This window comes from Pseudomonas sp. NPDC087346 (assembly GCF_044744235.1).
Lineage (GTDB): Bacteria > Pseudomonadota > Gammaproteobacteria > Pseudomonadales > Pseudomonadaceae > Aquipseudomonas.
The window spans coordinates 310,313-323,237 of sequence record NZ_JBIUXX010000001.1 but is presented as its reverse complement, the minus strand read 5'-3'; the positions used below and the strand labels follow the sequence as shown (position 1 = coordinate 323,237).

Here is a 12,925-nt window from a genome sequence, read left to right as displayed (position 1 = left end):
TCTTTATAAGGTTGCGACATGCTGTTGATAGCGTTCATAAGCCTGCTGAAACGCCGCGACATTGGCGGCGACTGGCAGGGTTTCACTTTGCAGATCGAGTTTGACGCAACGCTGGCACAGATCCGCCAGCGTGTCCTCGTGACCGTTCGACCATGACTTGCACCAAGCGGCCTGAATCGCAGCGCCAAGGGCGGCGGCTTCGCTTTGTTCGGTGCAGATCACCGGGGTGTTCATGATGTCGGCAACGATCTGTCGCCACACCGCGCTTTTCGAGCCGCCGCCAATCAGACAAATACTGCGGCTTTGTAAACCATTGTGGCGCAACAGATCCAGCCCATAACGCAAACCGAAAGTCGTGCCTTCGACCACCGCGCGGCACAGATTGGCCTGGGTCAGGTTGTCGATGGTCAGCCCGTGCAGGCTGCCGGTGGCGTGGGGCAGGGCGGGGACGCGCTCGCCGTTGAGGAACGGCAGCATACTCACGCCCTCCGCGCCGATGGGGGCCTGGGCCACGAGATCGTTGAACTGCTGCAAGTCGAGCTTGAACAAATCACGAATCGCACCGGTGGCGTTGGTCAGGTTCATGGTGCAGATCAGCGGCAGCCAGCCGCCGCTGGAGGAGCAGAACGTCGCGACCGAGGCATCGGGGCTGACTTTCGGCGCATCGGAATAGGCGTAAACCGTGCCCGAGGAGCCGAGGCTCATGGTGATCGCGCCGGGCTGAATATTGCCTGTGCCGATGGCGCCCATCATGTTGTCGCCGCCGCCACTGGAGACGATAGCGTCGGGGTTGAGGCCAAGCTGTTCGGCAATCGACGGCAAAATCGTGCCGACCGCTTGATGCGCGTCGATCAGTTCCGGCAGCGCCGCTTGCAGGCGTCCGCTGGCATCGATGTCGCGCAACAGTTGCAAGTCCCACTGGCGACTGCGCACGTTGAAATAGCCGGTGCCGGAGGCGTCGCCGTACTCGCTGCAGGCGCGTCCGGTCAGCCAGAAATTCAGATAATCGTGGGGCAGCAGAATGCGTGCGATACGCGAGAACACGGCGGGATGTTGTTCTTTGGTCCACAGCAGTTTCGAAACTGTGTAGCCCGGCGCGATGACCACGCCGAGGCGCTCCAGCGAGCCTTTCTCACCGCCCAGATAGGTCAACAGACGGTCGTTTTCAGCCGTGGTTTCGGTGTCGCACCAAAGCTTGGCCGGGCGCAGCACCTGACCTTGGTCGTCGAGCAGAACCAGCCCGTGTTGCTGGCCGGAGACGCCGATGCCGAGGATTTCCTTTCCATCGACCTGTGCCGCGAGCAGGGCGCGGCGAGTAGCGAGGGCGAAGGCGTCCAGCCATTGCTGGGTGTCTTGTTCGCGACGGCCATTGGCGCCGCTGATCATCGTGTGCGTCGCGGCGCCTTGACCGAGGACCTGACCGCTGCTGGCGTCGAGGATGATCGCTTTAGTGCCTTGGGTGCCGCAGTCGATGCCGAGGAAGAGTTGTCGGGTTGTCATAGGTGATCCTCAGGGTGTCATGTCAATCCTGGTGAAGCCAATCGCTGGCAAGCCAGCTCCCACAGGTTCTCGGGTGTGCTCAATATTTGTAAACCACCGAGAACATTGTGGGAGCTGGCTTGCCAGCGATGACGGCAGTCATTTCACCGCATCACTCAGGCCAACACCCGCTCCAGCGTCCGCGTCACACCCTCTTCACGCAAGCTGTTACAGCACCACTCAAACGCCGCAACAAACTCCGCCGATTGCGGAATCGCCGTGCCGAAAATCTCCTCCACCGCCAGCAAGCGCTGAGTGATCAACGCATCATCCGCCACCAGCGCCTGACAAAACGCCGCCCGCGGATCAGGAATCGAATAGGTATCGCCATTCTCATCGACACCCTTCAAATACAGCGCCCAGGCCGCCACTACCAGTGCCGCTCGCTTGGTCTCGCGACCATCGGCGATCAACCGATTGAGAGTCGGAATGGTGAACTTGGGAAACTTCGACGAACCATCGGAACACACCCGCTCCAGTTGATCGGCAATCGCCTGATTGGAGAAGCGCGCCACCAGCGTGTTCTTGTAGTCAGTCAAGTCGATGCCCGGTACCGGCGCCAGTTGCGGCGTTACGTCCAGATCCATGTAAGCGCGCATGTAACGCACAAACAGCGGGTCGTTCATGGTTTCGTGAACGAAGCGGTAGCCCTTCAAAAAGCCCAGATAAGTCAGCGCCAGATGGCTGCCGTTGAGCAGTTTGATTTTCATCTCTTCATACGGCGACACGTCGTCGGTGAACTGCACGCCAACCTTTTCCCAGGCCGGGCGACCGTTAACGAATTTGTCTTCCAGCACCCACTGCACAAACGGTTCGCAAACCACCGGCCAGGCATCGTCGACTCCGTGCTGATCGGCCAGTTGCAGGCGATGCGCGGTGCTGGTCATCGGCGTGATGCGGTCGACCATGGCGTTAGGGAAACTGACGTTTTGCTCGATCCAGTCGCGTAGCCCAGCGTCGCGCAAGGTGGCGAATGCCAGCAGCGCTTTATGGGTCACCGCGCCGTTGTGCGGCAGGTTATCGCAGGACATCAAAGTGAACGCCGGAGTGCCCGCGCCGCGACGCTTCTCCAGTGCAGCACAGAGAAAGCCGAACACGGTTTTCGGTGCCTGCGGATGCGCCAGATCGTGCTGGATCTGCGGCAGATGCGCCATGAATTCACCGTTGCTGTCGTCGATGCAATAACCGCCCTCGGTGATGGTCAGCGAGACGATGCGGATCTGCGGATCGGCGAGTTTGTCGATCAACGCTTGCGCGCCATCCTCGGCCAGCAGCATGTCGCGAATCGCGCCGATAACGCGAACTTCGGTGTCATCGCTGTCGCCGAGTTCGAACAGGGTGAACAGGTAATCCTGCTCCTTGAGATCGTCGCGGGCGCGGCGGTCTTCGGCGCGCAAGCCGACACCGATGATTGCCCAGTCCAGCGCTTCGCCAGTGTTCATCAAGGCATCGGTGTAATACGCCTGATGCGCACGGTGAAAGCCACCGACGCCGATATGCGCAATGCCCTGACGGGTTTCGTCGAGGCTGTAGGCCGGCAGTTTCACCTCTGGCGCGAGGCGGTTGAGGTTTTGTTTGTTGAGCTTCATCAGAGAGTCCCGAAATCAGGCCGCAGCACGCAGCGGGCGGGTCAGCGCCACGCCGTCGGCGTCGAACAAGTGGCAGTGGCTGGCGTCCAGATGCAGATTGAGTTTTTCGCCGTAACGGCTGGCCAGATCACCGCGTACGCGCATGGTCAGGGCCTCGCCGACGTTGGTCACGACGTGGCAAAAGGTGTCGCTGCCCAGGCGCTCGCTGACGTCGGCGGTGACTTGCAGGGTGCAGTCGCCGGATTGCGCCAGCTCCAGATGTTCCGGGCGAATGCCGAGGGTCACGGCGCTGCCGACACTCAGATTGGTGGCGTTCAACGGCAGGGTGATGCGCGTGCCGGCATCCAGCGAGACTTCGCAGCTCTGGCCGTCGACCCGGGCGATCTTGCCCTTGAGGAAGCCCATTTTCGGCGTGCCAAGAAAACCGGCGACAAACAGGTTGGCAGGCTGGTGATAAAGATCCAGCGGTGAGCCGACTTGCTCGATTTTGCCGCCATTGAGTACCACGACCTTGTCGGCCATGGTCATCGCTTCAACCTGGTCGTGGGTCACGTAAATCATGGTCGCTTGCAGGTCTTTGTGCAGGCGCAGCAGCTCAAGGCGCATCTGTACTCGCAGCGCGGCGTCGAGGTTAGACAGTGGTTCGTCGAACAGGAAGATTTTCGGGTTGCGCACGATGGCGCGGCCGATGGCTACACGCTGGCGCTGGCCGCCGGAAAGCTGTTTCGGTTTGCGTTCGAGCATCGGGCCGAGTTCGAGAATGCGCGCCGCTTCGCCGACTTTTTTCTCGACTTCGGCTTTTGGTACGCCGGCCAGGTCGAGGGCAAACGACATGTTCTTTTTCACGGTCATGTGCGGATACAGGGCGTAGGTCTGGAACACCATCGCCAGATCGCGTTTCGCCGGGCTGACTTCAGTGATGTCGCGGCCATCCAGTTCGATGGTGCCGCCGCTGACTTCTTCCAGACCAGCGATCAGGCGCAGCAGGGTGGACTTACCGCATCCCGACGGGCCGACGAATACCACGAATTCCTTGTCGTTCACTTCCAGGTCGATGCCCTTGATGATCGAGAAACCTTCGAAGCCTTTTTGCAGATTCTTGATTTTCAGGTTGGCCATGATGATGGGCCTCCGGGTTTTGTTATTAAGATCAAAAGATCGCAGCCTTCGGCAGCTCCTACAGGGGAGCTGCGTGCGTTCTTTTGCTTTTGATTTATTTCACGGCGCCGAATGACAGGCCGCGCACCAGTTGTTTTTGGCTGATCCAGCCGAAGATCAGGATCGGCGCGCACGCCAGGGTCGAGACGGCCGACAACTTGGCCCAGAACAATCCCTCGGGGCTTGAGTACGAGGCAATCAGCGCGGTCAGTGGCGCGGCTTTCGAAGAGGTCAGGTTCAGCGACCAGAACGCTTCGTTCCAGCACAGGATCAGCGACAACAACACGGTCGAGGCCAGTCCGCCCTTGGCGATTGGCAGCAGCACGCGGACCATTTCCTGCCACAGGGTGGCGCCGTCGAGGCGGGCGGCTTCGAGGATGTCTTTGGGGATGTCTTTGAAGTAGGTGTAAACCATCCAGACCACAATCGGCAGGTTGATCAGCGTGTAAATCACGATCAGCGAGATGCGCGTATCGAGCAGGCCAAAGGTCTTGGCCAGCAGGTAGATCGGCATCAGCACACCCACCGGCGGCAGCATCTTGGTCGAGAGCATCCACAGCAACGTGCCTTTGGTGCGCTGGGTTTCGTAGAACGCCATCGAGTAGGCGGCTGGCACCGCGATCAACAGGCACAGGGCAGTGGCGCTGAAGGAAATCACCACCGAGTTCCAGGCGAAACTGAAGTAATCGCTGCGCTCATTGATGTGCAGATAGTTTTCCAGCGTCGGCGTGAAGATGAACTGCGGCGGTGTGGCAAAGGCGTCGATTTCGGTTTTGAAACTGGTCAGCACCATCCAGAAAATCGGGAAGAAAATCACGATGGCGATGGCCCATGCCAACGTGCCGAGAAACAGGCTTTGCAGACGACGGGATTGTTGAAGAGTCATGGCAGGCCTCAGGCTTTATCGGTCAGGTTTTTGCCGATCATCCGCACTAGAATGATCGCGGCGATGTTGGCGATGACCACGGCAATCAAGCCGCCAGCCGACGCCATGCCGACGTCGAACTGCACCAGTGCCTGGTTGTAGATCAGGTACGCAAGGTTGGTCGAGGCGTAACCGGGACCGCCGTTGGTGGTGGTGAAAATTTCGGCGAACACCGACAGCAGGAAGATCGTTTCAATCATCACCACCACGGCAATCGGGCGGGCCAGGTGCGGCAGAGTCAGGTGCCAGAAGATCGAGACCGGGCCGGCGCCGTCGAGGCGCGCGGCTTCTTTCTGTTCCTGATCCAGCGACTGCATGGCGGTCATCAGAATCAGGATCGCGAACGGCAGCCATTGCCACGAGACAATGATGATGATCGACAGCAGCGGGTAGTGCGCCAGCCAGTCCACCGGTTCGGCGCCGAACAGCCGCCAGACGTAGGCGAGGATTCCCGAGACCGGATGGAATATCAGGTTTTTCCAGATCAGCGCGCCGACCGTGGGCATGATGAAGAACGGCGAGATCAGCATCACCCGCACGATCCCGCGACCGAGGAACTCGCTGGCCTCAAGCAAGGCGCTGATCAACACGCCGAGCACCACGCTGATCAGCAATACGCTGCCAACCAGCAACAGAGTATTGGTGGCGCCGGGCAGGAAGCCGGAATCAGTCAGAAAGTAGGTGAAGTTTTCCAGCCCGACAAATTCGTTCTCGCCGGGGTTGAGCAGGTTGTAGCGGATCAGCGAAAAGTAGATGGTCATGCCCAGCGGCACGATCATCCACAGCAGCAACAGGGCCACCGATGGGCTGACCAGAAACCAGCCGGGATTGGCCACGCGGCTTTTGCGCTGCGGCTTGGACAGGTCGATGTGGGCTTTGGCAGTTGAAGTATTCATGGCGATCACAACCGAGTCATACAGACCTATGAAGATCTAATGTAGGAGTGAGCCTGCTCGCGATAGCGGTACTTCAGTCACCCATTGTTTTGAATGAGAAACCGCTATCGCGAGCAGGCTCACTCCCACAAAAGGCAGGAGCGAGCTTTACGGGTTACTTGGGATAACCGGCGCGCTTCATCTCGCGTTCAGTGGTTTGTTGCGCTGCGGCCAGCGCCTGATCCACTGTGGTCTGGCCGATCAGCGCCGCCGAGAACGACTTGCCGACCTGGGTGCCAATCCCCTGGAACTCGGGAATGGTCACCAGTTGAATGCCGATGTACGGCACTGGTTTGAGCGTCGGTTTGCTCGGGTCGACAGCCTTCAGCGATTCCAGCGTGACCTTGGCGAACGGCGCGGCTTTCATGTACGCCTCGCTGTAGGTCGAAGCGCGGGTGCCTGGCGGCACGTTGGCGATGCCATCGGTCTTGGCCACCAGCTCGCCGTATTCCTTGGAAGTCGCCCAGGCACTGAATTCTTTAGCCGCGTCCTTCGCTTTTGAGCTGGTCGGAATCGCCAGCGCCCACGAGTACAGCCACGCGGAGCCTTTGTCGGTGACTTGATGCGGGGCGAAGGTGAAGCCGACGTGATCGGCGACCTTGCTCTGGGTCTTGTCGGTCACAAACGAGCCGGCGACGCTGGCATCGACCCAGATCGCGCATTTGCCGCTGTTGAACAGTGCGAGGTTTTCGTTGAAGCCGTTACTGGAAGCACCCGGCGGGCCGGATTTTTTCATGGTGTCGACGTAGAAATTCAGCGCATTTTTCCATTCCGGACCGTTGAATTCAGGCTGCCATTTTTCATCGAACCAGCGTGCTCCGTAGGCGTTGGCCACGGTGGTGATCAGCGCCATGTTCTCGCCCCAGCCGGCCTTGCCGCGCAGGCAGATGCCGTACTGCTCTTTGTCTTTGTTGGTAAGTTTTTCGGCGAACCCGGCGATCTGTTCCCAGGTTGGACGCTCGGGCATGGTCAGGCCGGCGTCCTTGAACAGGTCAGTGCGGTAGTAGGTGATCGAGCTTTCGGCGTAGAACGGCAGGGCGTAGAGCGAACCTTTCACCGACAGGCCTTCACGTACCGACGGGAATACATCGTCGAGGGCGTAACTGGCTGGCAGATCTTTCATCGGTTCCAGCCAGCCCTTGGCGCCCCAGAGTGCGGCTTCGTACATGCCGATGGTCAACACATCGAACTGACCGCCCTGAGTGGCGATGTCGGTAGTCAGGCGTTGGCGCAGAACGTTTTCTTCCAGCACCACCCAATTGAGCTTGATGTCCGGATGCTCGGTCTCGAAGGTTTTCGAGAGTTTCTGCATGCGGATCATGTCGCTGTTGTTGACGGTAGCGATGGTCAGGGTCTGGGCGCCAAGGCTGACGCTGCTGAGGGTCATGCAGGTGAGAGCAAGCAGAGCTTTTGCAGTGGGTTGCATCGTGCACTCCTTTTCTGCACCCGTGGGTGACAGAAGGACAGTTATTGTTTTTGTGTCTTCCGGGGCAGGAAGAATGTGCACTGATTACAGCCTTCAATCGCAGGACTGACAACTCATCCGTCGCACTTAAACCAATACTTTTTTGCACTGGGCATAAAGCAAAAATCGCAGCCTCGGCAGTTCCCTGCAGGAACTGTCGAAGACTGCGATCTTTTGATCCTGCTTTCAGGCGTGATTTTGTTCAGTCAACCGCTGCACCGCCAACCGCCGGTAATGCGAAGGCGTCATGCCCTTGAGCTGTTGAAAGCGCCGGTTGAAGTTGGAAATATTGTTGAAGCCCGACTCGAAACACACGTCAGTCACCGGTTTGTCGCCGTCGGCCAGCAATTCGCAGGATTTGCTGATACGCAGGCGATTGACGAATTCGATGAAGGTTCGCCCGGTGGCCTGCTTGAACACGCGGCTGAAATAGGTCGGTTTCATGCCCAGATGCTCGGACACTTCTTCCAGTGTCAGTTCCCGGGCGTAGTGGGCAAAGATGTAATCGACTGCGCGGTTGGTGCGGTCGATGTTGTGCTCATCGGCCAGTTGCGTATTGGTCGCGCCGGAGAGCAATTGATAATCGTCGCTCGCCGCCAGCAGCTCCATCAGGATAAGAAAATGCCCGAGGCGCGTGATGCCTTGGGTATCGGCGATCCGCTGCATCAGCGTCATGGCCTGGCGAATGGTCTGCGGGTTGCGAAACTCGATGCCGTACTGGGCACGCTCCAGTAATGGGGCGAGGGTCTTGAGTTCGGCAAACACCTGATGACCGCTTTCAAACAGCTCATCAGTGAAGTTGACCAGCATGTCGCGCTTGGGCACCACTTCATCTTCGGCGACCTGACTGATCCAGTTATGCGGCAGGTTAGGGCCGGTGAGGAACAGCGTTTGCGGATAGAAGTTGCCGATATAGTCGCCGATGAAAACCTTGCCGGAACTGGCGACGATCAGGTGCAGCTCGTATTCCTTGTGGAAATGCCAGCGCACCAGCGGGCACGGGAAACCATGCTGGCGGTAGATGATGGACAACCCGTTGTGGTCATCCATCAGCTCATAAGAGGGGTCGGTCACGCGGGCTGTTCGGGTCATGTCAGTACGCTTTTATTGTTATTGCTGTCCGATCATGCCCCTTTCCGCGTCTACCGCGCCAGTGCGCGAGAAATACTGTTTAGTCAGACTCGTGTAATGCACGTCCGTAAACCGCCTTCATGCTGCAGGCGACCCAGCAGTAATGGACGATCTCGGACTCGTCAAAAAAATCGGTGCTGATGATGCTGCAGCGGGTTACCCAGTCACGAGAAGAGTGGAACCAGTCATTGATAGAGCGCTTGATGTCTGCCGGCCCTCCCAGCAGTGAATAGCAGGTAGCAGGCAGAGACCAGATGAAGGTTTCGTATGGAGCGTCTTGCAGAACGGTTTCGATATGTCGTTTGAGTGCGCCGGTATCGGTGAAGATGTTGCGGTTCCATTTGTGGGTGATTTGTGGCCAGAAGTAATCGTTGTCCTGTTCCGGCGAGTAGCGCGCCGCAAGAATGATTCGACGCTTTGAACTGGCGCGTTTGAGTTCGGCAATCGTGCTCGTCGAGTGTGCAAAAGGTATCAGTCGTAAGCCGAGGCGAGCGAGCAGAAGGTCACTCAGTTGCTTGCGGTCGAAGGGTTTGTCGCCGTCGCCCAGTTGATGAAAGTCCAGGACGATGAACTCGTCGGGATTACGATCGAGAAAGGCGGGCAGCGCTTCAAGCAGTTCGTCGAGCGTGCGGTTGGACTGATAGCCATTGTGGTGAAAGTAGAATTTCGGGCGCTCGGGCGCTGCGGTGTAACCCAGGCGCACGTCGAATGCCCGTGCGCCGTTGTCGAGTTGCCAGGCAAACGAGTCGTTCTGGCAGGTCGTCCAGTTGCCGGGGACGACCTTGTGGTTAGGCGCTTTTTTGTCCATGCCACTGTTATGGGTGCCTGGCCAGACAATATCGGTCAACTTGAGATGATCGATGTCCAGCACATTACTCATCCATTTCCGCTTATCGAGCCCCGGTGTGGCGCTGCTCATGCTGATGACTCCTTGTCGTGATTATTCGCCCCATCCATGAGGCGATGCTGATATTTGGCGGGTGACGTTTCAAGCACCACCCGGCATGTCCATCGATTGTCGACGGGCGACAAATACAGCATACAAACACGCAGAGTTATTACCAGCGGTGGCAATATCTGCTAAAGAATAGCCAATGTATGGCACTCAAAAGCGTTGGTCATAGGCGGCTGGCTTTCAGCAGGTTTGCAGTACGGCAGAACGAGACGAGCCTGGATTATTCGATAAAGTCGACATTGACGATGTTGCACTTGAGGAGCCAGTCACTATTGGCCGGATCAAACCAGCGATCCAGATGGGTATGAATGTCTACAGGCCCGCCCAATGCCGCATAGCAGGTAGCCGATAGCGACCAGGGTTGATAAGAGGAGGGCGGCGAAACCATGACCTCGGCAATAAACTTTTGTATGTCACTGGCGCCGGGTGTCTGGGTGCCGATCCATTGGTGCTGCACCTTGTCATTGAACCAGACGTTGTCAAGTTCCCGATGCCATCCAGCGTGGATTAGAATTCTTTGCGATCGGCTTATATTTTTCAGTTGCGCCAGACTTAAATGACGATTGCTAGATGGGATAACCCTGTTATTTAGAGACTTCAACAACATGTTGTTGAATGTCACATAGTCGAAAGGATGGCTCTCTTCTTTCAGTTCGTGAAAGTCTAAAATAATAAACTCTTCAGGATTTTCGGTCAGGAACCGTTCTATGTCCGATACTAGATTTCCGAGCGTTCGGGAAGATAAAAAACCATTATGCTGAATCCGGAACTTGGCAAGTCCCTCGCCGTTATTCTTGTAGACCAGTCGCAGGTCCAATGCTCTGGAACCGCTGTTGAGCTGTTCGTAAAAAGCCTTGTGCTGACAGGCTACCCAGTGGGCGCCTGGGATCAGGGCGTATGACGCCTGCCAATCGCAACCGGCATTGTGTGTGCCAGGCAATGCCAGTTTATAAAGCGACAATTTATCGATGGCGGGTGTACCAGCCATCCAATTGTTTAGGGAGAACCCGGTTGATGTCGTACTGTTCATGGTGACTTCCTTGTGAGTGTAAATAAGTACCTCACCCATTAGTGGTGAGGTACTTATTTTTAAAGGAAGTTGAGCTGTTGATGCAATGCGCGGATTGATTCTGGATGTATATATACTTAATTGGCTTGAGTGGAGTTACCTTGGTTCTTTGCTTCGATCCATTGCGACATGTACTGGGTACTTTTGTGGTGGTGGTGGCGTAACATGCTGCCGGTGAAGTTCAACTTTCTAAGTTGTTTTACGTTGCTCAGGCAAACATGGAGTTTTTCGATCAGCGCCGGGCCATGTACGGATCGCTGGTAGCGTTGCGCCAACAGGCTGTCACCTGCCTGGCTGGCTTCGTTCCAGCGCGCTTCATCACGGTAGATATGCACCGCGCAATCGGCAAACTCCTGCGCCGTGCGGGCGACTGCACCGGGCCAGGGCTGCTCACCGTGCATGGCTTCAGCGCCGATCGGTGTGGTGACCGATGGCGTGCCGCAGAGCATCGCATCGACAATCTTGCCCTTGATACCGGCACCGAAGCGCAGAGGAGCCAGACACACCCGTGCGGCAGACATGACTTGCAAGGCGTCTTCGGCCCAGTTCATTACATGAAACCCTTGCGCCGGATTGTGCAGGGCAGTGGCTTTGGGCGGTGTATAGGCGCCATATATATGCAGTTGTGCTTGCGGCAGTTGTGCGCGGATCAATGGCCAGATGGTGGTTTTCATCCAAAGCACCGCATCCCAGTTAGGCGCGTGACGGAAGTTGCCGATACTCAGGAAGTGCGCCCGATCTGCAAAGGCTCGCGATTCGCCAACGGGGAGGTCAACCATCAACGGGCACCAGTGCAACAGGCTGCGTGGCAAACCGAACTGCTCGACCAGCAACTCGATTTCGACCTCTGAAATCATCAGATTCAAATCACAGCGATACAGCGCGGCGACTTCCCGTTTGGCCATGTCGCTGTCGGCCATCAACTGGAACTCTTCGGCCAGCGCGGGTGAGAACAGGGCGCTGAAATCCTGATTGTCGGGCGCGTTTTTCAAGTGCTCCTTGAGCCGCAAGTGGCGGGCATGCCGCAGGCTTTGCAGGTCGGAAGTCTCGAGAATGCGCAACGCGTCGGGGCAGTGCTTTTCGACACGCCAGCCGAACTGCTCTTCCATCATGAACTGATCGAACAGCACGATATCCGGGGCCAGTTCACTGACAAAGACATCGAAGCTGCTGTTGTTGAGTTCAATCGGTACTTCGCGGATACCCAGTTGCGCCAGGTCGGCCTTGTGCTCACCCGGGCCGGCAGGGCTGCTGAAGGTGATGTCCCAACCTTGCTCAAGGAATGTCTCGAGGATCTGCATCACATGCCCGCTGGCCGCCGAAGAACGTGGTTCTGGCCAGACGTAGCCGATGACCAGGACCTTGGTGGCTGGGGATGGAGTCATGGGGAAGGTTCCTCAAAAAACGGGCAAGACAAAAAACGGGGCGCGATTAGATCATATCCGGCTCGATATGATTTCATTCGAAGCCTCGGATTTCAGCGATGAGGTGGTGGCTCGGTAAAGATTTTCGACATTCAAAAGGTCATTCGGATGGCATCCGAATATTCATCGTCATGCGCTGGCAAGAATGCCTTTGACCTTGTCACGCAACTGATCAATCGAAAACGGCTTGCCGATCACATGCATATCCGCCGGTACGTCGATGTTCTCGGCATAGCCGCTGGCGAACAGGATCGGCAGGGCAGGACGAAGTTTACGGGCTTCGCCGGCCAATTCGCGGCCATCCATACCCGGCAGACCGACATCGGTCATCATCAGGTCGATCTGCTTGGCATCATCACCGAGAAACGTCAGCGCCTGCTCGCTGCCATCCGCTTCCAGCACACTGAACTCCAACTCCTCGAGCACATCGACGATCAGCATGCGCACGATATCGTCGTCTTCTACTACAAGGATGGTGGACGCTGGGGTGGACATATTGAAGGCTCTCAAGAATGGATTCAGGGGGTGTAGGCCGATCGAAACTGCCGGCCTCTTGCATGAGTAAGTGGCGCTAGGCCACAAGTTCCCCATTCGCTATAAAAAGAATAGGCGTTCCCAACGGCCAAGGATAACCGTTGATACCTTCGCAGGCTCTGGCAAATGTAGGAAATTGCTGCCGAATCCGTCAGAAAATTGGATCGATCGTACCGTTTTGGGGCAAACTCCCACGTTTCA

11 protein-coding genes are annotated in these 12,925 nt (G+C 57.3%); all 11 read right to left on the bottom strand.

The features are described 5' to 3' along the window. Positions 1 to 3: 3 nt before the first annotated feature. Positions 4 to 1,500, bottom strand: coding sequence for a xylulokinase (xylB, locus tag ACIOZM_RS01305; protein WP_401208557.1), 1,497 nt, complete (start codon positions 1,498 to 1,500; stop codon positions 4 to 6). Positions 1,501 to 1,655: 155 nt separating this feature from the next. Then, positions 1,656 to 3,128: a mannitol dehydrogenase family protein gene (locus ACIOZM_RS01300; RefSeq protein WP_401208555.1), complete on the bottom strand. Its 1,473-nt coding sequence runs from the start codon at positions 3,126 to 3,128 to the stop codon at positions 1,656 to 1,658. A 15-nt stretch (positions 3,129 to 3,143) separates the two neighbouring features. Then, positions 3,144 to 4,247 carry an ABC transporter ATP-binding protein gene (locus ACIOZM_RS01295; RefSeq protein ID WP_401208552.1) on the bottom strand — a complete coding sequence of 368 codons (1,104 nt, stop codon included), beginning with the start codon at positions 4,245 to 4,247 and terminating at the stop codon, positions 3,144 to 3,146. Positions 4,248 to 4,341: 94 nt separating this feature from the next. Beyond that, a complete protein-coding gene (locus ACIOZM_RS01290; RefSeq protein ID WP_401208549.1) occupies positions 4,342 to 5,172 on the bottom strand; it encodes a carbohydrate ABC transporter permease in 831 nt (276 codons plus the stop codon). An 8-nt stretch (positions 5,173 to 5,180) separates the two neighbouring features. Next, positions 5,181 to 6,107: a carbohydrate ABC transporter permease gene (locus ACIOZM_RS01285; protein ID WP_401208547.1), complete on the bottom strand. Its 927-nt coding sequence runs from the start codon at positions 6,105 to 6,107 to the stop codon at positions 5,181 to 5,183. A 154-nt stretch (positions 6,108 to 6,261) separates the two neighbouring features. Then, on the bottom strand, positions 6,262 to 7,572 hold the full coding sequence (locus ACIOZM_RS01280; protein ID WP_401208544.1) for an ABC transporter substrate-binding protein: 1,311 nt from the start codon (positions 7,570 to 7,572) through the stop codon (positions 6,262 to 6,264). A 225-nt stretch (positions 7,573 to 7,797) separates the two neighbouring features. Beyond that, complete coding sequence (locus tag ACIOZM_RS01275; RefSeq protein ID WP_401208541.1) at positions 7,798 to 8,703, bottom strand: AraC family transcriptional regulator; 906 nt, start codon at positions 8,701 to 8,703, stop codon at positions 7,798 to 7,800. A 79-nt stretch (positions 8,704 to 8,782) separates the two neighbouring features. Then, positions 8,783 to 9,661 carry a phospholipase gene (locus ACIOZM_RS01270; protein WP_401208539.1) on the bottom strand — a complete coding sequence of 293 codons (879 nt, stop codon included), beginning with the start codon at positions 9,659 to 9,661 and terminating at the stop codon, positions 8,783 to 8,785. A 256-nt stretch (positions 9,662 to 9,917) separates the two neighbouring features. Further along, entirely contained in the window at positions 9,918 to 10,727 is an 810-nt protein-coding gene (locus ACIOZM_RS01265; protein WP_401208536.1) for a phosphatidylinositol-specific phospholipase C domain-containing protein, read from the bottom strand. A 116-nt stretch (positions 10,728 to 10,843) separates the two neighbouring features. Next, positions 10,844 to 12,151 carry a glycosyltransferase gene (locus ACIOZM_RS01260; protein ID WP_401208533.1) on the bottom strand — a complete coding sequence of 436 codons (1,308 nt, stop codon included), beginning with the start codon at positions 12,149 to 12,151 and terminating at the stop codon, positions 10,844 to 10,846. 168 nt (positions 12,152 to 12,319) lie between these two features. After that, positions 12,320 to 12,685, bottom strand: coding sequence for a response regulator (locus ACIOZM_RS01255; RefSeq protein ID WP_401208530.1), 366 nt, complete (start codon positions 12,683 to 12,685; stop codon positions 12,320 to 12,322). Positions 12,686 to 12,925 lie beyond the last annotated feature (240 nt).

Excerpts from the sequence above, each read along its gene's own strand:
- xylB (WP_401208557.1), bottom strand. The coding sequence starts at position 1,500 with ATGACAACCCGACAACTCTTCCTCGGCATCGACTGCGGCACCCAAGGC.
- ACIOZM_RS01300 (WP_401208555.1), bottom strand. The coding sequence starts at position 3,128 with ATGAAGCTCAACAAACAAAACCTCAACCGCCTCGCGCCAGAGGTGAAA.
- ACIOZM_RS01295 (WP_401208552.1), bottom strand. The coding sequence starts at position 4,247 with ATGGCCAACCTGAAAATCAAGAATCTGCAAAAAGGCTTCGAAGGTTTC.
- ACIOZM_RS01290 (WP_401208549.1), bottom strand. The coding sequence starts at position 5,172 with ATGACTCTTCAACAATCCCGTCGTCTGCAAAGCCTGTTTCTCGGCACG.
- ACIOZM_RS01285 (WP_401208547.1), bottom strand. The coding sequence starts at position 6,107 with ATGAATACTTCAACTGCCAAAGCCCACATCGACCTGTCCAAGCCGCAG.
- ACIOZM_RS01280 (WP_401208544.1), bottom strand. The coding sequence starts at position 7,572 with ATGCAACCCACTGCAAAAGCTCTGCTTGCTCTCACCTGCATGACCCTC.
- ACIOZM_RS01275 (WP_401208541.1), bottom strand. The coding sequence starts at position 8,703 with ATGACCCGAACAGCCCGCGTGACCGACCCCTCTTATGAGCTGATGGAT.
- ACIOZM_RS01270 (WP_401208539.1), bottom strand. The coding sequence starts at position 9,661 with ATGAGCAGCGCCACACCGGGGCTCGATAAGCGGAAATGGATGAGTAAT.
- ACIOZM_RS01265 (WP_401208536.1), bottom strand. The coding sequence starts at position 10,727 with ATGAACAGTACGACATCAACCGGGTTCTCCCTAAACAATTGGATGGCT.
- ACIOZM_RS01260 (WP_401208533.1), bottom strand. The coding sequence starts at position 12,151 with ATGACTCCATCCCCAGCCACCAAGGTCCTGGTCATCGGCTACGTCTGG.
- ACIOZM_RS01255 (WP_401208530.1), bottom strand. The coding sequence starts at position 12,685 with ATGTCCACCCCAGCGTCCACCATCCTTGTAGTAGAAGACGACGATATC.